This is a genomic window from Pseudomonas sp. HLS-6 TE3448, assembly GCF_053629555.1.
In genome coordinates, this window is sequence record NZ_JBRJIO010000001.1 from 2,305,061 (window position 1) to 2,326,629 (window position 21,569).

Annotated in this window: 13 protein-coding genes; 3 read left to right on the plus strand and 10 right to left on the minus strand. The window is 58.8% G+C overall.

Translation table 11 applies throughout. The annotated features are described in order from the left end of the window. Positions 1-68: 68 nt before the first annotated feature. A complete protein-coding gene (locus AB7M23_RS10645; RefSeq protein ID WP_454240802.1) occupies positions 69-2,321 on the minus strand; it encodes a TonB-dependent receptor in 2,253 nt (750 codons plus the stop codon). A gap of 219 nt (positions 2,322-2,540) precedes the next feature. Here AB7M23_RS10645 and AB7M23_RS10650 point away from each other — a divergent pair, with 219 nt between their 5' ends. Both AB7M23_RS10650 and AB7M23_RS10655 read left to right on the plus strand, forming a co-directional pair. Further along, positions 2,541-3,221 carry a Fe2+-dependent dioxygenase gene (locus tag AB7M23_RS10650; RefSeq protein WP_099773616.1) on the plus strand — a complete coding sequence of 227 codons (681 nt, stop codon included), beginning with the start codon at positions 2,541-2,543 and terminating at the stop codon, positions 3,219-3,221. 3 nt (positions 3,222-3,224) lie between these two features. Then, complete coding sequence (locus AB7M23_RS10655) at positions 3,225-3,983, plus strand: tetratricopeptide repeat protein (RefSeq protein WP_454240803.1); 759 nt, start codon at positions 3,225-3,227, stop codon at positions 3,981-3,983. Positions 3,984-4,055: 72 nt separating this feature from the next. Here AB7M23_RS10655 and AB7M23_RS10660 read toward each other — a convergent pair whose 3' ends face one another. After that, positions 4,056-5,219, minus strand: coding sequence for a type III PLP-dependent enzyme (locus AB7M23_RS10660; protein WP_065759367.1), 1,164 nt, complete (start codon positions 5,217-5,219; stop codon positions 4,056-4,058). Positions 5,220-5,723: 504 nt separating this feature from the next. Here AB7M23_RS10660 and AB7M23_RS10665 point away from each other — a divergent pair. Further along, on the plus strand, positions 5,724-7,307 hold the full coding sequence (locus tag AB7M23_RS10665) for a peptide chain release factor 3 (RefSeq protein WP_163934046.1): 1,584 nt from the start codon (positions 5,724-5,726) through the stop codon (positions 7,305-7,307). Positions 7,308-7,390: 83 nt separating this feature from the next. On the opposite strand, the gene AB7M23_RS10670 is transcribed toward AB7M23_RS10665, so the two are convergent. The 8 genes from AB7M23_RS10670 to AB7M23_RS10705 all read right to left on the minus strand — a co-directional run bounded on the left by AB7M23_RS10670 (position 7,391) and on the right by AB7M23_RS10705 (position 21,348). Then, a complete protein-coding gene (locus AB7M23_RS10670; protein WP_454240804.1) occupies positions 7,391-12,478 on the minus strand; it encodes a dermonecrotic toxin domain-containing protein in 5,088 nt (1,695 codons plus the stop codon). 142 nt (positions 12,479-12,620) lie between these two features. Continuing rightward, positions 12,621-13,589, minus strand: a complete 969-nt coding sequence (locus AB7M23_RS10675) for a peptide ABC transporter ATP-binding protein (protein WP_330522011.1) — start codon at positions 13,587-13,589, stop codon at positions 12,621-12,623. Further along, the gene (locus tag AB7M23_RS10680) at positions 13,589-14,557 is read right to left on the minus strand and encodes an ABC transporter ATP-binding protein (RefSeq protein ID WP_065759371.1); all 969 of its coding nucleotides are present in this window, start codon (positions 14,555-14,557) and stop codon (positions 13,589-13,591) included. The genes AB7M23_RS10675 and AB7M23_RS10680 overlap by 1 nt, the downstream gene beginning before the upstream one ends. Positions 14,558-14,567: 10 nt before the next feature. Next, positions 14,568-15,500, minus strand: coding sequence for an ABC transporter permease subunit (locus AB7M23_RS10685; RefSeq protein WP_454240805.1), 933 nt, complete (start codon positions 15,498-15,500; stop codon positions 14,568-14,570). A gap of 10 nt (positions 15,501-15,510) precedes the next feature. After that, positions 15,511-16,521, minus strand: a complete 1,011-nt coding sequence (locus AB7M23_RS10690; RefSeq protein WP_099773622.1) for an ABC transporter permease subunit — start codon at positions 16,519-16,521, stop codon at positions 15,511-15,513. Positions 16,522-16,595: 74 nt separating this feature from the next. Beyond that, positions 16,596-18,191: an ABC transporter substrate-binding protein gene (locus AB7M23_RS10695; protein WP_454240806.1), complete on the minus strand. Its 1,596-nt coding sequence runs from the start codon at positions 18,189-18,191 to the stop codon at positions 16,596-16,598. A gap of 74 nt (positions 18,192-18,265) precedes the next feature. After that, positions 18,266-19,645, minus strand: coding sequence for an OprD family porin (locus AB7M23_RS10700; protein WP_454240807.1), 1,380 nt, complete (start codon positions 19,643-19,645; stop codon positions 18,266-18,268). A gap of 92 nt (positions 19,646-19,737) precedes the next feature. Next, positions 19,738-21,348 (minus strand): ABC transporter substrate-binding protein, encoded by a 1,611-nt coding sequence (locus AB7M23_RS10705; RefSeq protein ID WP_454240808.1) that lies wholly within the window; start codon positions 21,346-21,348, stop codon positions 19,738-19,740. Positions 21,349-21,569 lie beyond the last annotated feature (221 nt).

Below are 21,569 nucleotides of genomic sequence, written 5' to 3' on the forward strand. Positions count from 1 at the left end.
TATGCACGCTGTCGAGATACATAAAAGCCCCGCTCACTGAAGTGGGCGGGGCTTTGCGTTGAACTGCCTTAGAAGTGGAAGTTCGCGCTCATCAATGCGGTACGCCCTGCTGCGACATGAGCGTAATGGGTCTGGAATACCTGATCGAAGTAGCGCTTGTCGGTCAGGTTCTGCACGTTCAGTTGCAGGTCCACGTTTTTGGTGAGGCGATAGGTTGCCATCGCGTCATAACGCCAGTAGGAAGGCACTTCTACCGAGTTGGCCTCATCACCGAAGCGCGAGTCGACAAAGGTTGCACCGGCACCAACGGTCAGTTTCGGAACGATGTCGTAGGTCGACCAGAAGGTGAAGTTGTTACGTGGCGTGCTCGGCATGTGATTGCCTTCGTTCGCGGCGGTAGAGGTCTTCACTATCTCGCTTTCCATGTAGGTGTAGCCACCATAGACCTTCCACTTCGACGAAAGGTTGCCCGAGTAGGTGAGCTCGACGCCTTGGACACGTTGCTCGCCATCAAGCACCTGGTAGGTGGCGTTGTCCGGATCGGTGACGCGGGCGTTGGTCTTGTCGGTGCGGAACAGGGCTGCTGTCAGCGACAAGTTCTCGTCGAAGAAATCCCACTTGGTGCCTACTTCATAGTTGCGGTTACGTTCCGGCTCGAGGTTGCCATTGGCTGCTGTCAGCTCCAGACCACCGTTACCGCTGGTTTCACCCGAAGGGTTGCTTGAGGTCGACCAAGCGGCATAGATGCTGCCGTTGGGCAGCGGCTTGTAGACCACGCCAAGTTGGTAGTTCCAGAGGTGGGCGTTGTTCTCGCGGGAGAAGCTACCCGCAGGGGTCGTGCGGCCTGCCGTTGCGTAACCGCTTGACTTGGTTTGGTAGTCGTCATATCGAAGACCCAGGTTCAGCGACCATTGTTCGTTGAATTTCAGGGTGTCGAAGACATATGCCGCACTGGTTTTGGTGTTTGTGTCGGTATACGCCGGGCTGTCGGTAATGGTTCCTGACCAGCTGTCATCAGGCGATGGATCATACAGGCTGGTGCAGTCACCCGAGGCTAGCAGGGCAGGGCTGCATGTGGTGCTTTTTCCCGCATCAGAGGTAATGACGTAGCCACGGTTATGGGTGTCGGCATAGGAAAACTCCAGGCCGGTGACCATGCTGTGCTCAATAAATCCAGTATTGAATTTGGCGCTCAGGTCGGTCTGGTTGACCCAGCCTTTTGAGGTCGAGTTGCGGTTTTTGGTCGAGCGATAGACCAGGCCGTTGGCCACGTTGCCTTTACTGTCGTCAGGGTTGGTAACGATATAGTCGAGCGTGGAGCGCGACATGCGGAAGCTGTTGGACAGTGTCAGGTTCTCATTCAGATCGTGTTCGATCTTGATGGTCCCGCTGTCGTTGCTGCTCTTGCGGTAGTCGCGATCATTTAAACCGTAGAAGTTGTCGCGATCGACGTTTGCGGGCTTGTCGACGTTGTACTTGCTGCGGTTTGCACTCTTGGTCAGTGGAATGCCGTAGTCCGGCATATCATCTGTATCCATGTGGTAGTAGCCGACGCTGACGCGGGTATCGGTACCCAGGCCGAAGGCAAAGGAAGGTGCGACCCCCCAGCGGCTTACGTCGACATCGTCACGCCCGGCAACGTTGGCCTCATGCTTCATGAGGTTCAGGCGAAATGCCGAGGTGTCGGTCAGCTGCTTGTTAAGGTCCAGGGTGGTGCGCTTGGTTTGGTCCGAGCCCCAGGTAAATCCACCGTTATAGGCATCGCCAAGTTTGGCACTTTTAGTCACCAGGTTCAGGCTGCCACCGGTGGAACCGGCGCCAGTGAACGCTGAACCAGGGCCCTTGCTGACTTCTACCGATTCGATGTTGAAGATTTCTCGGCTTTGCGAGGCGACATCGCGCATGCCGTCGACAAATACGTCGCTCTCTGCGTTGAAGCCGCGAATGATCGGGCGGTCGCCTGCTGGGTTACCGCCTTCACCTGCACCAAAGGTGATCCCAGGGGTTGTGCGCAAGGCGTCTGCCAGGCTGGTTGCGCCTGTATCACGGATCACTTGTTGCGGAATAACCGTCACGCTTTTAGGTGTTTCGCGTAGTGGGGCAGTGTATTTCTTTGAGGTTGCTGTGTCGGTCTTGTAAGAGGTTTCATCCTGCACGCTGTTGATGCTGGTGGCATCCAGAGCAATCGCCCCATCGTTGGCCGGTGCAGCTTCGGCAGCGTACGCTATGTGCGCAGTAGAGGTGGCGGTAATGGCCACACCGATGGCAGAAGCGAGCAAGCGTGGTGAACTGACAGCGGTTGGCACGTAGTGGCGCGACATTGTTATGACCCCTCCCAAGGTTTCAAGGCCGCGAAATGTAATGTAAATACATACGACTATCAATTGAGAAGAATTGTTATTCGTGTTGAATTTACAATCTTTACATTTTCATCCTGTGTTTTTTGCGGGCTCATTCGTCTTGGCAAGCGCTAAGGGCTTGTAGTGATGCAATAAGAATCAATATCATTGGCGTCTTTTCCGGCCTTAGGTATCCGCGCCATGCTTTTACACATTCCTGGTCTGTTTACGCGCGAGGAAGTGCTGCGTATTCGTGAGGCGCTGGAGCAGGCCGATTGGGCTGACGGCAAGATCACGGCGGGTTACCAGTCGGCCAAGGCCAAGCACAACCTCCAGTTGCCCGAGGGCCATCCATTGGCCAAGGAGATTGGCGCGGCCATGCTTGAGCGCTTGTGGGCCAACCCACGCTTCATGTCTGCGGCCTTGCCCTTCAAGGTCTTCCCGCCGCTGGTCAACTGCTACCGTGAAGGCGGCAACTTTGGCTTTCATATCGACAATGCCGTTCGCCAGCCCCGTGGCAGTCACGAGCGGGTGCGTACCGATCTGTCTTCGACGCTGTTCTTCAGCGACCCTGAGGAGTACGACGGCGGTGAGCTCGAAATTCAGGACACCTACGGGCTGCAGCGGGTCAAGCTGGCGGCTGGCGATATGGTGTTGTACCCGGGGACGAGCCTGCACAAGGTCAACCCGGTCACTCGCGGCGCGCGTTATGCGGCGTTTTTCTGGACCCAGAGCATGATCCGCGAAGACAGCCAGCGTACGCTGTTGTTCGAGATGGACAACGCAATTCAGCAGCTGACTGCCGACGTTCCCGATCATCCATCACTGATTCAGTTGACGGGGACGTACCACAACCTGCTGCGTCGCTGGGCCGAGGTCTGACGCATGGCCTTTCACCTACGCCGTGAAGAAGTGCTCGACGGCGATCAACTGGGCCAGATGCTTGAAGAAAGCCCGGCCAAGGCGGCCCAAGCGCTGTTGATGGCCGCGGGGCAGGGGATCGTCGAGGCTCAGTTGCTGCTGGGGCAGATACTCCTGGACGGGCGCGGTATCGAGCGCGATCCGGCGTTGGCCCGGCGCTGGTTTGCCATTGCTGCCAATCAGGGCAGTGCCATGGCGCATAACATGCTCGGGCGTTGTCTGGAGCATGGCTGGGGGGGCGAGGTGGATGTTGTCGAAGCCGCTCGCCGTTACCGCCTCGCGGCAGAGGCCGGGCTTGATTGGGGGCTGTACAACTATGCCAACCTGTTGGCCACGGGGCGTGGTGTCGCGATAGATCCTGGTGCGGCACTGCGCTGTTATCGGCAAGCCGCTGAGCAAGGGCATGCGAAATCCATGAACCTGTTGGGGCGCTACCTTGAGGAGGGTGTGCATTGCCCGGCCGATGTGTCGGCGGCACACGACTGGTATCGACGCTCGGCTGAAGGCGGGGACTTTCGTGGGCAGTTCAGCCACGCCGGGGTCTTGGCGGCGCGGGGGCAGGTCGAGCAGGCGCTGGGCTGGTTGCGTCAGGCGCTGGTTGCGGGGAATGCAAATTTTCTGACGGTTGCTGCCGCTGCGTTGGAGCAGGCGACACAGCCCGAGATTCGAGCCATGGCGCTGGCCTATCGCACTCGGCTTGGCGAGCTTGGCGTGATGCTGTAAAGCAATCGCCGGCAAGGCCGGTTCCTGCAACCGCTGCAGGAGCCGAGCGTGCCGGCGATAAGGTTCAGCCGTTTACAGGTAGTACGCTTTCAGCGGCGGGAAGCCGTTGAACTCTACCGCGCTGTAGCTGGTGGTGTAGGCGCCGGTCGACAGCCAGTACAGGCGGTCGCCGATAGCCAGGTTCAGTGGCAGGCCGTACTTGTAGTGCTCGTACATGATGTCGGCGCTATCGCAGGTTGGGCCGGCGATCACGACTTCTTCCATCTCGCCTTTTTTCTCGGTCCAGATCGGGAACTTGATGGACTCGTCCATGGTTTCGATCAGGCCGGAGAATTTGCCCACGTCGGTGTAGACCCAACGCTCAACCGCGGTACGCGATTTGCGGGCGACCAGCACCACTTCGCTGACCAGAATACCGGCGTTGGCAATCAGCGAGCGGCCAGGCTCAAGGATGATTTCTGGCAGGTCGTCACCGAAGTCTTCCCTCAGGAAGCGGATGATTTCCTCGGCGTAGGTTTCCAGGCTGTTGGTACGGGTGATGTAGTTGGCCGGGAAGCCGCCACCCATGTTGATCAGCTTCAGTTCGATGCCGTCTTCGTCTTTCAGACGCTCGAAGATCACTTTGACCTTGGCGATGGCCGCGTCCCAGACGCTGATGTCGCGCTGTTGCGAACCCACATGGAAGGAGATGCCGTAAGGCACCAGGCCCAGGTCGCGGGCGAGGATCAGCAGGTCCATGGCCATGTCGGTCTGGCAACCGAACTTGCGCGACAACGGCCAGTCAGCGGTGGTCGAACCTTCGGTCAGGATACGCACGTAGACTTTCGAGCCCGGTGCGGCCTTGGCGATGTTGCGCAGGTCGGCTTCGGAGTCGGTGGCATAAAGACGCACGCCCTTCTCGTAGAAGTAGCGGATGTCCTTGGATTTCTTGATGGTGTTGCCATAGCTGATGCGGTCTGGGGTGACACCGCGGCCCAGCACTTTGTCGAGCTCGTAGATCGAGGCGATGTCAAAGCTCGAACCCTTGTCGCGCAGCAGATCGATGATTTCGACCGCCGGGTTGGCCTTGACCGCGTAGTAGACCTTGGCGAATTCGAAGCCAGCACGCAGGTCGTCATAGGCCTGGCTGATCATCTGGGTGTCGATAAGTACGAACGGGGTTTCTTGCTTGTCGGCGAACGCCTTCATTTTTTGAAAGGTTTCGCGCGCGAAGTAGTCTTCGACCTGAATCGACATGCTTAGGGACTCCATGGGCAAACTAAAAAAATAAGTGGCTGCAGCTGAGCGCCCTCCGTATCCCCACTTTGGTTCGCCTACTTCCCAAGGCATGTCGCCGAAAGCAAAAAGGTCAACCGTGCGGTAAAAAAGGCGCTACGGGTGACCTTGCTGTCTCGTCGTCAGTACTTGAGCCGGATGGATCGTTTCCAGCATGGACGCTCGGCGCGAACTTTAGGACTTGAGGGGTTCAAGATCAACAAAAAATGTCGCGTTTTTGCACACGTCTGTCGCCCGGCGTTGCGCAGTCTCTTTGTAACCGAGCCGCATGACAGATGGATGTCTTTGAAAACAGTCCACATCGGCTCATGCCAAGGCCATTGCTGCGGCCGTTGTACCGGGGCTTGGCCGCTGTACGATCGCTGTGTGTGAGTCTGCCTTGGTCGTTGGGAGTCTCGACTTTGGTCCACCGGCAAGTTCGGGTATAATTTTGGCCCTTTTGAATCCCCAGTCAGGCGATTTCCCATGACCAACCAGGCCGCCGAAGTCGCGAAGCGTCGCACTTTCGCCATTATTTCCCACCCCGATGCGGGTAAAACCACCATCACCGAGAAGCTCCTGCTGATGGGCAAGGCGATTGCCGTCGCCGGTACGGTGAAATCGCGAAAGTCCGATCGCCATGCCACCTCCGACTGGATGGAAATGGAGAAGCAGCGCGGCATCTCCATCACCACCTCGGTGATGCAGTTCCCTTACCGCGATCACATGATCAACCTGCTCGACACCCCGGGCCACGAAGACTTCTCTGAAGATACCTACCGCACGCTGACAGCGGTGGACTCGGCGCTGATGGTCCTCGACGGCGGTAAAGGCGTTGAGCCACGTACCATTGCCCTGATGGATGTCTGCCGCCTGCGCGACACGCCTATCGTCAGCTTCATCAACAAACTCGACCGTGATATTCGTGACCCGATCGAGTTGCTCGACGAGATCGAAGCGGTCCTGAAGATCAAGGCCGCGCCGATCACCTGGCCGATCGGCTGCTACAAGGACTTCAAGGGTGTTTACCACCTGTCCGGCGACTACATCATTGTCTACACCCCGGGCCACGGTCACGAGCGTACCGAGGTGAAGATCATCGAGAAACTCGACTCGGACGAGGCCCGCGCGCACCTGGGTGATGAATACGAGCGGTTCATCGAACAACTGGAACTGGTTCAGGGCGCTTGCCATGAGTTCGACCAGGACGAGTTCATGAACGGTGAGTTGACGCCGGTGTTCTTTGGTACCGCGCTGGGTAACTTCGGTGTGGACCATGTCCTTGACGCCGTGGTCGACTGGGCGCCGCGTCCGCTGCCGCGTGTAGCCAATGAGCGCACGGTGGAGCCGACCGAAGAGAAGTTCAGCGGTTTCGTCTTCAAGATCCAGGCGAACATGGACCCGAAACACCGCGACCGTATCGCCTTCATGCGGATCTGTTCGGGCCGTTACGAGAAGGGCATGAAGATGCGCCATGTACGCACCGGCAAAGACCTGCGTATCGGCGATGCTCTGACCTTCTTCTCCTCCGAGCGTGAGCAACTGGAGGAAGCCTGGGCCGGCGACATCATCGGTTTGCATAACCACGGCACCATCCAGATTGGCGACACCTTCACTGAAGGTGAGAACCTGGGCTTCACCGGCATTCCTCACTTTGCCCCTGAATTGTTCCGCCGCGTTCGCCTTAAAGACCCGCTCAAGTCCAAGCAACTGCGTCAGGGCCTGCAGCAGTTGGCCGAAGAGGGCGCGACCCAGGTGTTCTTCCCCGAGCGCAGCAACGACATCATCCTCGGTGCCGTGGGTGTGCTGCAGTTCGATGTGGTCGCCAGCCGTTTGAAGGAAGAGTACAAGGTTGAATGCGCCTACGAGCCGATCACCGTGTGGTCGGCCCGCTGGATCCAGTGCGACGACAAGAAGAAGCTCGAGGAATTCAAGGTCAAGGCCATGGAAAACCTGGCCATCGACGGTGGTGGTCACCTGACCTACCTGGCGCCGACCCGGGTCAACCTGGCACTGATGGAAGAGCGCTGGCCAGATGTGAAGTTCCGCGCCACGCGCGAGCACCACTAAACCTCGCCGGCAAGCCCGTTCCTGCAACCCAGCACGCCTGAGGCTGTTGTGGGAGACGGGCTTGCCTGCGTACAGGTGTCGCATTAGCCGCCTACGCGAGCTGCCGGTACGCTCGGGCTATGCAGACGTTCACCCATGCGGAAGATCAGCAAGGTCAACGAGTCGGCGTTTTTCAGCATGATTTGCGCACGCTTTTCTGCATCGTTCAGAAAAACCTGACGGGCATCGTCGAGGTTTTTAGCGCCCGTGGTCTGCAGGATGAATCGCCGCCCCTTTCGATCATCGTCACGAATGTCGCGAGGGGCGCCATTCGGGTGATCCTGTATGACAAACAACTCATTGGCCGGTGTGCGGTGTGAGAATGTGGTGTCTTGGCGTTGCCTCAGCCAGAGTGTCTTGGGAACAGGCGCCAGCAGGTTCAGGAAGGGCAAGGTGCCTTCGTTGTAGCAGATGTCGCGCGTGTTGTAGGCCAGGTGCGTGAACTCGTGAACCAGCACGGCTGCCCTGAAAATGGCGGCGGCATCATCCTGCGTGTAGCCTGCACGGAAGGTGAATGTGCTGGCGAAACTGTAGTCAAAGTAGCCGTCGAGCATGAAAATCTGCTTTTCGAGATCCGAAGGCACCGTGAACGCCAGTCCCTCGCTGTTAATTGTGCTTGTACCGATGATGTAGCGTGACGAGGACTGCGGCGAGTAGCTGCCTGACCCCATCATATCGATGACGGCATTGACCGACTCATGCATGTATTGCCGGAGTGGCTCGGTCAGGGCCGGTACACCGAAGAAGTCGCTGACGATGCGTTGGGTTTCTACCGGGACGTGTGTGGCTGGATCGGCGTTGCGCAGGTTTTTCAGGCAGTTCGTCAAGTACATCATGGCGGTGCGATGTGCCTGGCGGATTTTTTGCGCGCGGCTGGGCATCATGTTTTGAATCTGCCGCATTCCGCTCGCGACGATAATGACGTTTTCGCGGCGAGCCTTCCAGCGCGTGTACTGGCCACCTAGCCGGGTGAGTACAGCGCCATGCTCTATCGGAAGCGGCAGCGTCGGGTCGATCTCCCATCGGTTGGCGGCGCTCAGGCGCAAACGAGGGCCAAGGTTATCTTCGGCCTCATCGATCAGGTACCAGTTGGCGTCCGAGAAGGTTGCCCGGTATACGTGTCCATCGATATTGACATAGTGTTTGCCTGTGCCCGCGTCTCTGTAGACCTGAGTCAGGCTGTCGAACACCATTAACTCCAGCGCTTGGGTGGGCGCTTCATAGCGTGCCAAAGGTATGGGGGAGTGCTCGTCAAGGTACAGGTTTTGCCAGAACTGGCGTTCGGCATTAAGGTTTTCTACGTCGCCCAGCGTGCTGGCGCTGTGGCCAATCAGCAGGCTTTGCACCAATACGCACAGCAGTTCGGCGGTATGCGCCGGCCAATCGCTGCCCTCGTCGTTACGTGCAATTTGTAGCACCGTCATTTCTACCTGCCAGGCGCCGAGCAGCAGTCCAATCTTGCCCGGTACGAAAAAACTCAGTTGGTTGAACACAAGCCCGAGGATATGTTTGAGCGAATCCCAGTCAGCCTTTTCGGTGCTGATCAGTTGGGCGTCCAGCATGCGCTTGAGGGTGCGAATGTTTTCCTCGAACAGGTAATGCAGCGCGTTGCCCTTGACTGGCAGGTTGGCAAGGGTAACGGGGCCTGGTCTCGATAACGGCAGGTCGAAGTCCGATTCTGCACTGAAGGGCAAGTGGGGTTCGTCGAAGCCATTGTTGTCATAGCGTCTGCGCAAGGTCTCTGGTAACTGGGCGAGTACCAGGGCTTGCAACGCGGTGTCTGTCTTCAGTTGTGCCAGTAGTGCTGTGGTGCTGCTGAATTCCCTGAACGTAAAACTTTCGCAGTACGGGGCATAGAGCACTACGGGGTCGGTGTCTTCTGCTCGAAACAGGTAGAGGTCAGGGACAATATCGGCGGGTAAATCCGATTGTGCGATCAGCGCCAGCGGTGTCAGTTGGATGCGCTTGCCATCCAGCGGTAAGCGGGCGGTCGCATCGGGCATTTGTACCACTTGCTTCACAACGTTTACGGCAGTTTTACTCAGGTTTCGCTTCAGGTAGGCATTGAATGCACGTTCAAGCATTTGGTCGGGTACTTGGCGGCAAAACAGCTCCAGACGATGGTTGAAGCCGGGGCTGGCAGGGTCAAATGTCTGACTGAACAATGTTTGATAGTTGCTACCAATGTCCAGGCGCCTGACCAGGTCCTTGATGTAGTCCACGTTCATTGCCGCGGGGGGCGCTGCACCGTTTTCCAATTCCAGTGCGGTGATGGGGTTGCTCCAGTCTCGGAAGTGATTCAGTGCATATTCGACCAATGTTTGTCGATGGTGGATGCATTCGCCTGTAGAGCCTGAGGGCACTTCGCCAATGGGCGGTAGCGTTGAGATGCAGGCGATGGTGGTGATGAAAATGCCATCCGGCGGATAGCGTTTGGCCGGAAAGTCGCTATCAAGCTGAGTGGCCAGTCGCTCATAGGCATAGTCCGCGATGGTGGGCATATCGGAGAGGTAATCTTCTTCCGATGTGATGTTGAGCAGGTTGCGCCCCAGGATTTCCAGATAATCGAATTTCTCCTGGTAGGTTGCATCCAGCAGCCACTTCGGGATTGCCGCGCGCACGGTTTGTTCGCGTATTTCACGCTTGAAGCGCAGCAACTGTACTTCGCTGCTGTCCATGGGCGTATAGGTATGCAGCAGTTCCGGCAGACCATTGCCCGACAGCCCGGCATTGATGATCTGATCGAAGACGAACAGGGTGTTGCGCTGGCGAAGGCTGCTGTCGAGGGCTTCGAGCCGTTGCAGCACATTGGTCTTGATCGGGCTCCAGTTCAAGGTCGGAGGTGTCACTTGCGGCGCCATAGGGGCGCTATCCGGCAGCACGCTATCCTCTTCTGCGACGCAATCGTAGAGTGATTCTGCGCTGTGAAAGTTGGTTAGCCGCGCCTGAAGCTTCTGGTTGAGGGACTGGAGTGAAGTGAAGGTTTCGAAGCCTAATGCCCGTGTCCACAGAATCAGGGGGGCTTCTGCTGTTTCCAGGGGGTTGCGTGACAGTAGCAAGAGGTTGGCAACCTGCGTTTCGTGCTTGCCCTTGTAGGTAATGTTCAGTTGCCAAACCATGGCCGGAGCACCCTCCAGCAGCGGCCGGGTGCGTGATATCGGGTAGTTGAGCACCGCTTGGATGAGGTCGATTGCCGGTTGTTCGAGGGTGTTTTTCTGACGAGCCAGCTGCAGTTCCAGCCGCAGTGTCAAGCCGTACAGGTTTTGTGCCGTGTGTCGCTCTTGGTTCTGATTACGCACGACTGCATGGGCCAGATAATGACGAAGTGAGCCGGTCACTTTGTCGACACACTGGTTGATGACCGGGGCTGTCAGTTGCGGCAGCAGCGCTTGAGCGTTGGCGGCCAGGCGGTGTTCTGCCGGCTGTTGAGTCGCCGACGTCGCATTTCGTTTGCTCAGGTTTTCCCAGATCAACTCACTGAGGCTCTGGTTGGGGGTTCCATCGGCGCCGTTCTGCAGCAGGACAGACGCTGCCGGCATGGAGCCGAGTAGGTAGCACAGGTTGTTTTCAATCAGCGACAGGGTGACGGAATCCAGGCTTGGACGGGCTTCCAGCAGTTGTGTGTTGTTCTGTTCCACGCGGCGTTTGATGTGCTTCAGGTCTTGGAGCGAAAGCGTTTCGCTGTTCAAGTCATGCTTGATTGCCGTGAGCGAGGCGCTGCTCTCTCTATCCTTGCGGACATACGGCATCATCAGGCGTGGCAGGCAGGGATCAATCAAGCTCTCCAGCTCAAGGGCTTTCTGACAGACACTGACAAACGCCAATGGGCCTTGTTGCCGCAGGGCCTGGGTCAGGCGCTGGCGCGGTACGCTGAGTAGGCGTTGGGTGTAGGTTTGCAGGGCCGGAGCCTGCATGGGTAGCAGCGGCACGTCACCGATTGCCAGTGTATCCAAGAACGCCTGGCGGTTTGTGTGACGCTTCAGCCCTCCGGTAGGGGTGTAGCTATAGCACGGAGTTGACGGCGCATCCGCAGTGCCCAGCAACATGACGGTTTCCAGCGGAACTGTCGCGGTTGTCGAGGCTGTGGGTTTCAGGTACCAGGCCTGCAGCTCCGGTAAGTGTTCTGCCTTGGACCATTTGATCAGGGTCCTGTACTCCTGGTTGCTCAGGTCGTTACTCCAGGCGAGCTGGGTTAGGGCTTCAAGAAAACGGCTGCGTAACGCATGGGTCAGTTGCTCAGTAGGGCTCAGGCCCTCGGCGCGTGATGCTGCCCAGTGGTTATCAAGCTGAGTGGTGCAGTGCTCACTCAACTGCGCCCGAGTCAGGCGCAGTGCGGTATTGAGTTTCTTTTGGTCTTGCGCGCTGGCTCGCGTGCCGTCGGGGTTCAGCAGTTCATGTGCCCCGTTTCCAATGAGTGTGGGGTCTGCCAGCGTTTCCAGAAGGGTATCGTTCAGGCTTTGGTGATAATCCTGCCCCTGGGCGCGGTTAGACAGGCGCTGAGCGGACACCTTGACCTCCCGTGTAGCGGGGTTGATAGCTGCATCGGGCCACTGCACGCGTAGTTGGGTCACGAAGGCCTGGGTTAGTAGCGTTTCGGGAGCTGGCTGGTTGAGGAGCAGGGTTTGCAGGGTGGTCAGGTTCTGGCCGAGACGTGCATTGATGCTCAGCATCAACCACTCAAATACAGCACCTTCGATCAGGTTGTCTTCCAGTTCCACGACCGGGTCGTTACGCCATTGTCGATAGGCTTCAGCATCGGTGTACTGCAGCAGTGCCATGGCGGTCTCGGCGTTACCGAGCATCTGGATGAGTGCATTGCGAGCCTGCAGACGATCATCGAATTTCATGATGCCCAGTACAGGGTTGTAGATGAACACTGCTGTTTGCGTGGAGTGGCTGATCAGCAGTGTCGAGATCAGGGCAATGGTTTGACCGGATGCGCTCACCGCATCGAGGTAGTCCACGCGTGTATCCGCGCGAGCGTCGGGCTGAGGCGCCGTGCTGGTCAGGCGTGAGAGCTGGTTTGCCTCCACGGCGCTAATACGTTCAGCAGAGGCGGCGTCTTGCAGGTGATCTTCAAAGCGTTTGTGCAGTGCATCGGTGTGATAGTACGGGAGGGTATTGAGGCTCATGGCACAGTCTCGGCAGGTGGTTAGGCTGTCCGGGCTGCTGCACGTGAAAGCAGCACCCCGGCGGTGCGTTCACGGTGCCGGGGTGCGGTGTCTCAAAGGTGATATTTATTTCAAGGGTGCTGCTGACACTGCCATGTCTCTGCTAGAGGAACTGCTCTGCGTAGTGACAGGCGACCTGCCGTGTTTCCACCTGACGGAACGCCGGTACCTCCTGGGCGCAACGTTCGGTGGCGTGCGGGCAGCGCTTGTGGAATGCACAACCTGATGGTGGGTCCAGCGGGTTGGGCAGTTCGCCAGCGATCTTGATTTTCGGTTTGAGCGGGTCCGGGTGCAAGGTCGGGGTGGCTGACAACAAGGCCTGGGTGTAGGGGTGCAGTGGCCTGTTGTAGATGTCTTCTTTCGGGCCCATTTCTGCCGGGCGGCCGAGGTACATCACCAGGACCTGGTCGGCCACGTGTCGCACCACGGCCAGGTTGTGGGAGATGAACACATACGCCGTGTTGAACTCGTTTTGCAGGTCCATGAACAGGTTCAACACTTGCGCCTGGATAGACACGTCCAGCGCCGAGGTTGGCTCGTCGGCCACCAGCACCTTGGGTTGCAGCATCATGGCCCGGGCGAGGGCGATACGCTGGCGCTGACCGCCAGAAAACATATGCGGGTAGCGTTGGTAGTGTTCAGGGCGAAGGCCGACCTGTTGCATCATCGCCTGAACCTTCTCTCGTCGTTCGGCTTTGGAGAGGTGGGTGTTGATCAGCAAGGGTTCGGCGAGTTGGTCGCCAATCTTCTGTCGAGGGTTCAACGAGGCATAGGGGCTCTGGAAAACCATCTGCACATCTTTGCGCAGTTGTTTGCGCTGAGCCTTGTTGGCGCCCGTGACTTCTTGCCCGGCAATTTTCAGGGAGCCGGAGGAGGGTTCTTCAATAAGGGTCAGGGCCCGGGCCAGGGTTGATTTGCCACAGCCGGACTCACCCACGACTGCCAGGGTCTTGCCGGCTTCCAGTTCAAAGGAGACGCCATTCAGCGCGCGAACCAGTGCGTGGCCTTTGAACAGGCCACGGGAGACTTCGTAGTGACGGGTAAGCTCACGGGCGGTAAGAACGACGCTCATTACGCCACCTCCTGGTTCAGCGGGTAGAAACAACGGACCAGGCTGTGGGCCTGTCTGTCCAGGTTCGGACGTTGCTGGCGGCAGTGATCCTGAACGTAGGGGCAGCGCGGTGAGAGCAGGCAGCCCTGTGGTCGGTCATAGCGCCCCGGAACGATACCCGGCAAGGTTGCCAGGCGTGCAGCGCCTTCACTGTGCTCGGGAATGGCCGCCAGCAGCGCTTCGCTGTAAGGGTGCGCAGGCACCTCGAACAGCGTTGGAACCTGGCCAATTTCAACGGCTTGGCCGGCGTACATGACGCATACACGCCTGGCTGTTTCGGCGACCACGGCCAGGTCATGGGTGATCAGGATCAGGGCCATGTCCTGCTCCTGTTGCAGGTTGAGCAGCAACTCCATGATCTGCGCTTGAATGGTGACGTCCAGTGCGGTAGTCGGCTCGTCGGCGATCAGCAACTTGGGCTCGCCCGCAATCGCCATGGCAATCGCCACGCGTTGGCTCATGCCGCCCGAAAGTTGGTGCGGGTAGGCGTCCAGCCGGCTTTCAGCCGCCGGAATTTCGACTTTCTTGAGGAGTTCCAGCGCCCGCTGGCGGGCTGCCTTGCCGCGCAGACCAAGGTGCTGGCGCAGCACTTCCTCGATCTGAAAACCGACGGTATAGCTGGGATTGAGCGCGGTCATCGGGTCCTGGAAGACCATCGCCAAGTCCTTGCCGACGACCTTACGCCGTTGCCGCGCGCTGAGCTTGAGCATGTCGTTGCCGTCGAACGTCATGCTGTCGGCGGTGACGATGCCGGGGGCGTCGATCAGGCCCATCAGTGCCATCATGGTCACGGATTTTCCCGAACCGGACTCGCCGACGATGGCCAGCACTTCGCCTTTTTCCACGCTGAGGTCGAGACCGTCGACCACGGGAACCGCCTTGGCATCGCCAAAGCGCACATTGAGATTGTTGATCTGCAACAGTGACATGGGCGTCTCCTCAGGCGGCATTCTTGAGTTTCGGGTCCAGCGCGTCGCGCAGCCCGTCGCCCATCAGGTTGATTGCCAGCACGCTGAGCAAAATGGTCAGGCCGGGCAGGCTCACGACCCACCAGGCGCGCTCGATGTAATCGCGGGCCGAAGCCAGCATGGTGCCCCACTCGGGAGTTGGCGGTTGCACGCCCAGGCCGAGGAAGCCCAGGGCCGCGGCATCGAGGATGGCCGAGGAAAAACTCAAGGTTGCCTGGACGATCAGCGGTGCCATGCAGTTGGGCAATACGGTGATGAACATCAGCCGTGGCAAGCTGGCACCGGCCAGGCGCGCAGCGGTCACGTAGTCACGGTTCAGTTCCCCCATCACCGCGGCACGGGTCAGGCGCACGTAGGACGGTAACGAAACGATTGCAATGGCGATCACGGTGTTGATCAGGCCAGGGCCGAGAATGGCTACGATGGCCACGGCCAGCAGCAGCGAAGGCAGGGCCAGCATGACGTCCATCAGGCGCATGATCGACGGGCCGAGCAGGCGTGGAAAGAACCCGGCCAACAGCCCCATCAGCACCCCGGGGATCAGCGACATGACTACTGAGGACAGGCCGATCAGCAAGGACAGGCGCGAGCCATGGATCAGTCGCGAGAGCAGGTCGCGGCCGAGCTCGTCGGTGCCGAGGATGAACTGCCAGGTGCCGCCTTCGAGCCAGACCGGCGGGGTCAGCAGGAAATCACGGTACTGTTCGCTTGGCTCATGGGGCGCGACCCATGGCGCGAAGAGCGCACAGAACACGATCAGGCACATGAACAGCAGGCCGGCGAAGGCGCCTTTGTTGCGGGCGAAGGCCTGCCAGAATTCGGTGTACGGCGATGGGTAGAACAGGCTCTGGTCCACGGCGCTGGGCGGCACGGCAGAGGCGGATTTTACGATTGGGTCAGTCATTGTCTCGGCCTCAGCGCTGGTGGCGAATGCGTGGGTTGACCAGGCCGTAGAGGATATCCACGACGAAGTTCACCAGGATCACCAGGCATGCAATCAGCAGGATGCCATTCTGTACCACGGGGTAGTCACGGGCGCCGATGGCTTCGATCAGCCACTTGCCGATGCCCGGCCAGGAAAAGATGGTTTCGGTCAGCACGGCGCCGCCGAGCAGGGTGCCGACCTGCAGGCCGAACACGGTCAGAACCGGGATCAATGCGTTGCGCAGGCCATGCACGAAGACCACGCGGGCAGGCGACAGGCCTTTCGCGCGGGCAGTGCGAATGTAGTCCTCGCGCAGCACCTCGAGCATCGAGGAGCGCGTCATGCGTGCAATCACCGCCAGCGGGATGGTGCCCAGGACGATGGCCGGCAGAATCAGGTGCATGAGCGCATCCTTGAAGGCGCCTTCCTCTTCACTGAACAGGGTATCGATGAGCATGAAACCGGTGATGGGCTCGATGTCGTAGAGCGAGCTGATACGTTCGGAAACGGGTGTCCAGCCGAGGCTGACCGAGAAGAACATGATCAGGATCAGGCCCCACCAGAAAATCGGCATGGAGTAGCCGGCCAGCGAGATCCCCATCACGCCGTGGTCGAGTAGCGAGCCGCGCTTGAGGGCGGCGACCACCCCGGCCAACAGGCCGAACACGCCAGCAAACAGCAGGGCGGCAAGCGCCAGTTCCAGGGTGGCCGGGAACAGGGTGAGAAACTCTTTCCAGACGCTCTCGCGCGTGCGCAGCGATTCGCCCAGATCACCCTGGGCAAGCTTGCTAATGTAGTCCAGGTACTGCACCGGTAATGGTTTGTTCAGCCCCAGCCGCTCCATGGCTTGTGCGTGCATTTCAGGGTCAACGCGACGCTCGCCCATCATCACTTCGACCGGATCACCTGGTATCAATCGTATGAGCGCGAACGTCAGTAAGGTGATGCCGAAGAAGGTCGGGATCAACAGTCCCAGTCGTCGGGCAATAAAACTAAACATGTTCTGGTGTACCTCATCAGCCGGTTAGGCGTACCCGCCAACGCCCGGATAAGGCGCGGGCGGGCGTTGTTGTTCTACTTCACCAGGGTGGTAGCGAAGTTGTTGGTGGTCAGCGGGCTGATGTGGAAGCCCTCGACGTTCTTGCGCATGGCGGTAAACATCTTCGGATGTGCGATGCTGATCCACGGTTGGTCTTCATCGTACACCGCCAGGGCCTTCTCATAGAGTGCTGCGCGCTCACCCGTGTCGATGGTCTCGCGGGCTTTGGTGATCAGCGCCTGGAAGGTCGGGTTACACCAGCGTGCGTAGTTCTCGCCACTTTTTACGGCGTCGCAGCTCAGCAGCGGGCTGAGGAAGTTGTCCGGGTCGCCATTGTCACCGGCCCAGCCGGTCGAGACCATGTCGGGTTCTCCCTTCTTCGCGCGCTTGAGCATTTCTGCCCATTCCATCACGCGGATATCGACCTTCAGACCAATCCTGGCCAGGTCGGCCTGGAGCATTTCTGCGCTCAGTCGCGGGTTGGGGTTGGTCGGGCCACCACCGTTACGGGTGTACAGGGTCAATACGGTGCCTTCCGGTACGCCGGCTTCCTTGAGCAGGGCTCGGGCTTTATCCAGATCCCGGGGTGGGTTCTGGTTGGCGCTGTTGAAGCCAATCAGTGTGGGCGGGTAGGGGTTTATGCCGATCAGCGCGTTGCCTTTGCCAAACAGTTGATCAACATGGGCCTGTTTATCGAAAGCCAGGTTGATCGCTTTGCGTACCCGCACGTCACTGAGGTACTTGTGCTCGGTGTTCAGTGAGATGTAACCGGTGGTCAGGGCCTCCAGTTCATCAACTTTCAGGTCCGGGTCTTTGCGGATACTGGGGATGTCATCGGGCTTGGGGTACAGCGCGACCTGGCATTCATTGGCCTTGAGTTTTTGCAGGCGCACATTGTTGTCGGTGGCGATGGTCAGCACCAGAGGGTCGCTGGGTGGTTTGCCCCGGAAATACTCGGGGTTGGCCTTGAAGCGCACCTGAGCGTCTTTTTTGTAGCGCTGAAAAATGAATGGGCCGGTGCCGATTGGTTGGCTGTTGAGGTTGGCCGTCTTGTTGGTCGCCAGCAACTGGTTGGCATACTCGGCCGAATAGATCGAGGTGAAGGCCATGGCCAGGTCACGCAGGAACGGTGCTTCCGGGCGTGTCAGGGTAAAGGTGACGGTGTGCTCGTCGACTTTCTCGACACCTTTGAGCAGGTCTTTGAAACCCATGCTTTCAAAGTAGGGAAAGCCGACGCTGGCCTTGTCATGCCAGGGATGCTTGGGGTCGAGTTGGCGCTGAAAGCTCCAGAGCACATCGTCGGCATTCAACTCACGGCTTGGGGTGAAGTAGTCGGTTTTGTGGAACTTCACGCCCCGGCGAAGGTAGAACGTGTACGTCAGCCCATCCGGGCTGATTTCCCAGCGCTCGGCCAGGGCCGGTTCGATGTCGGTGGTGCCCGGCTTGAAGTCTACCAGCCGGTTGAACACGGTTTCGGCGGCCGCATCGGCCGTCACTGCGGTGGTGTATTGAACGATGTCGAAGCCTTCCGGGCTGGCCTCGGTACATACCACCAGTGGCTTGGCTGCCACGCCAGCTGCAGTGCTCAACAGTAGGGCTGCCAGGGCAGCCTGAAGGGGTCGCAGTTTCATGAAAGCTCCCAGCGATCAATTAAAGCAGGTTAGTTGCCACGGGCGATTCGTCTAATCACCCGTGGCCATGCCCCCTAAAGGATGTTGAATGGAATGGTGGTCACGACCCGGAACTCGTCCAGGCTACCGTCGGCCTGGGCCTTGCTGGCACGGTGCGCGGTGTAGGTGGCGCGTACCGTGGTGTCTTTGAGCGAGCCGCTCTGCACGGTGTAACTGCTGCCAATGCCGTACTCGTAGTGGTTTTCACCCTCAAGGCCACGCACGTCGTAGCCTGTGCTCGTGTAGTGGGTGCCGTCGATGCCCCAGCCACGGGCGTTATAGATATTAAACTTCAGCCCCGGAACACCATACCCGGCCATGTTCAGGGTGTAGGCGACCTGCAGGGATTTTTCGTTCGGGCCGTTGAAGTCCGAGAGTAGTGAGTTGGCCAGGAAGATGGCGTTGGTGTCATGGAGGTAGTCGAAGTACTCGTTGCCGTTTACCTGCTGGTAGGAAACGCTGAGTTTATGCGCCTGATGGGTCAGGCCTAGCGACAGGCTGTAGGTGTCATTGTCGATCTCACCCAGTTTGCGTTTACCTTCATCCCGGGTTTTGTAGTAGTTCAGCCCCGTGCTCAGGCTCAGCAGTGCGCTGTCGCCCAGCTCGTGCGTGGCGCCGAAATAGTACTGGTTCCAAAGGTCTTCGACATTGGACAGGTAGAGGCTGGTGCGCAAGCTCTTGAGTGGCTGGTAGTTGACGCCTGCCATGCTGATGCGGTCGGTGTACTGGTTGCTGTCGCCATATTCGGAGCGGAACTTGCTCTGGCCTTGCTCGGTTCGGGTCGAGACGCGGTCGAAGGTGCCGGCATCGAACGACAGGTTGTCGAACTCTGCGCTGTGGATGCTCACACCCTGGAAGCTGGAAGGCAGTGCACGGTTGCCAATGTAGGCAATAACCGGCGTGTCGATGGACTGACGGCCTGCCGTGAGGGTGGTGTTGGAGACCCGCGCCTTGAGGTTGGCCAGGCCCATCTTGCTCCATTGGCCAATGACCTCTCCGTCGCTGTGGGTCAGGGTGCGGTTGTTTGGCCCGGCGACGGCGGCGCGGCCTTGCTCAAGCGCAATGGCGTTGTAGGCGGCGACTTCGGTGCTGAAGCCGACAGTGCCTTCGGTGAAACCGGAGGTGTAGTTGAGAATGGTGCCCTGTACCCAGTTGTTGCGGCTATGGGTGTCATGACGGCTACCATCACGTTTGTAGTATTTCCACAGGGGCGCACGGGTAGCACGCTCATGGGCATACCAGTTGCGGGTCGAACCGGACAGGCTCTGCCCTTCGATGAAGCCTTTGGCTTCGTTTTGATCGCTGGTGGATTTGACCGTCACCGGGACGAATGCCTGGCTGATGGGTTCTGCCAGGGCCAGTGTGGACAGGCTACTGAGGGATAAGGCCAGTACTGCGTTCTTGGTTCGTCTCAAGGTAAAACTCCCTTTCTTCTCTTTCTATTAACCGTCCAGCCTCGTGAGCCGGGCGGGTACTGCGGTGGAACTGGTTTGGATGAACCAGGCGTTCAATCCACGCTGACACCTGAGAAGTTGTTGCGGCCGAACGGGCTCACCTTGAAACCCTCGACCTTGGCGCTGAGCGGCTGATTGACGGTCGAGTGAGCGATTGGCGTGATGGGTACCTGTTGCTTCAGGCGCTGTTGGGCTTGCTGGTAGAGCGCGGTACGTTGCACGCGATCGGTGACGGTCTTGGCCTTTTTAACCAGCGCGTCATAGTCCGCATCGCACCACATGGAGTAGTTGTTGCTGCCAATCGCGTCACAGCTGTACAGCGTGCCCAGCCAGTTGTCCGGGTCACCGTTGTCGCCTGTCCAGCCGATCAACGAGATGTCGTGTTCACCGTCCTTGGTGCGCTTGAGGTATTCCCCCCACTCGTAGCTGACAATCCTGACCTTGAAGCCGACCTTGCCCCAATCGGCTTGCAGCATCTCGGCCATCAACTTGGCGTTGGGGTTGTAAGGGCGTTGCACGGGCATGGCCCACAGGGTGATTTCGGTCCCTTCCTTGACGCCTGCGGCCTTGAGCAGTTCGCGTGCCTTTTGCGGGTTGTACCCGGCGTCCTTGAGGGTTTCGTCATACGACCACTGGGTCGGCGGCATGCTGCCGACGGCCAGTTGCCCGGCCTGCTGGTAAACCGCATTGACGATGGCGGGCTTGTTGACCGCCATGTCCATGGCCTGGCGCACCTGCAACTGATCGAACGGTGCGCGCCGGACGTTGTAGGCGATATAGCCAAGGTTGAATCCAGGTTTTTCGATCACCTGCAGCTTCAGGTCCTGCTTGAGTGCATCGAGGTCGGCCGGGCGCGGATTCAGGGTCACCTGGCATTCGTTCTTGCGCAGTTTCTGGACGCGCACCGATGGGTCGACGTTGATCGAGAAAATCAGGCGCTCGACCTTGACCTGGCTGGGGTCCCAATAGGCTTTGTTGGCCTGGTAGCGAATCTGCGAATCTTTTTGGTAGCGCTGGAAGACAAAGGGGCCGGTGCCAATGGGGTGCTGGTTGATGTCGCTCGGTTTTCCGCTGGCCAGCAACTGGTTGGCGTACTCGGCAGAGAGGATCGAGGCGAAACTCATGGCCATGTTCTGGATGAATGCGGCATCGATGCTGTTGAGGGTAAACCTGACGGTATGCGCGTCGAGCTTCTCCACCTTGGCGATGTTCTTGTCCAGGCTCATGCTCACGAAGTAGGGGAACTCGGTAGGGTAGGCCTGGCGAAACGGATGGGCTTTGTCGAGCATGCGCTGGAAGGTGAACAGCACATCATCGGCGTTGAACGTGCGGGTAGGGGTGAAGGCCTTGTTGCTGTGGAACGTGACGCCTTCACGTAAGTGGAAGGTGTAGTGCAAACCATCCCTGGATACCTCCCAGTGGGTTGCCAGTGCCGGTTTGACGACGGTGCTGCCTCGTTCGAATTCCACCAGTCGGTTGTAGATCGGCTCGGCCGCATCGTTGTCGGTGGCACTGGTGTACTGGGCGGTATCGAAACCTGCGGGGCTGCCTTCCGAGCAGAATACCAGGCTGCCTTTGGCCTGAACCTGAGTGGCCAATGCCAGGGGTGTCTGGGCCAGTAGGCCAAGGCCGAGCAAGGTGGCAAATACGGGTGTGTATCGCATGGCGGTCCCTTTCTTTTCTTCTTGTTGAACAGGTCAATGGCATGCAGTCGGCCATAAGCTCGCGCCTGGCCGGATGCACCCTCGACGTTAGGGGGGCAGGGGGCATTCAGGAAGGTAAGAAAGCGGAGGGTGTGAGTAGGATGTTTCTGATTGATGCGTAGGCTGTGTCTTGATGGGGCGTCGGCAGGATATTGGCCTTTGTTAAAGGCTGGCCCCGGCAC

Excerpts from the sequence above, each read along its gene's own strand:
- AB7M23_RS10645 (WP_454240802.1), bottom strand. The coding sequence starts at position 2,321 with ATGTCGCGCCACTACGTGCCAACCGCTGTCAGTTCACCACGCTTGCTC.
- AB7M23_RS10650 (WP_099773616.1), top strand. The coding sequence starts at position 2,541 with ATGCTTTTACACATTCCTGGTCTGTTTACGCGCGAGGAAGTGCTGCGT.
- AB7M23_RS10655 (WP_454240803.1), top strand. The coding sequence starts at position 3,225 with ATGGCCTTTCACCTACGCCGTGAAGAAGTGCTCGACGGCGATCAACTG.
- AB7M23_RS10660 (WP_065759367.1), bottom strand. The coding sequence starts at position 5,219 with ATGTCGATTCAGGTCGAAGACTACTTCGCGCGCGAAACCTTTCAAAAA.
- AB7M23_RS10665 (WP_163934046.1), top strand. The coding sequence starts at position 5,724 with ATGACCAACCAGGCCGCCGAAGTCGCGAAGCGTCGCACTTTCGCCATT.
- AB7M23_RS10670 (WP_454240804.1), bottom strand. The coding sequence starts at position 12,478 with ATGAGCCTCAATACCCTCCCGTACTATCACACCGATGCACTGCACAAA.
- AB7M23_RS10675 (WP_330522011.1), bottom strand. The coding sequence starts at position 13,589 with ATGAGCGTCGTTCTTACCGCCCGTGAGCTTACCCGTCACTACGAAGTC.
- AB7M23_RS10680 (WP_065759371.1), bottom strand. The coding sequence starts at position 14,557 with ATGTCACTGTTGCAGATCAACAATCTCAATGTGCGCTTTGGCGATGCC.
- AB7M23_RS10685 (WP_454240805.1), bottom strand. The coding sequence starts at position 15,500 with ATGACTGACCCAATCGTAAAATCCGCCTCTGCCGTGCCGCCCAGCGCC.
- AB7M23_RS10690 (WP_099773622.1), bottom strand. The coding sequence starts at position 16,521 with ATGTTTAGTTTTATTGCCCGACGACTGGGACTGTTGATCCCGACCTTC.
- AB7M23_RS10695 (WP_454240806.1), bottom strand. The coding sequence starts at position 18,191 with ATGAAACTGCGACCCCTTCAGGCTGCCCTGGCAGCCCTACTGTTGAGC.
- AB7M23_RS10705 (WP_454240808.1), bottom strand. The coding sequence starts at position 21,348 with ATGCGATACACACCCGTATTTGCCACCTTGCTCGGCCTTGGCCTACTG.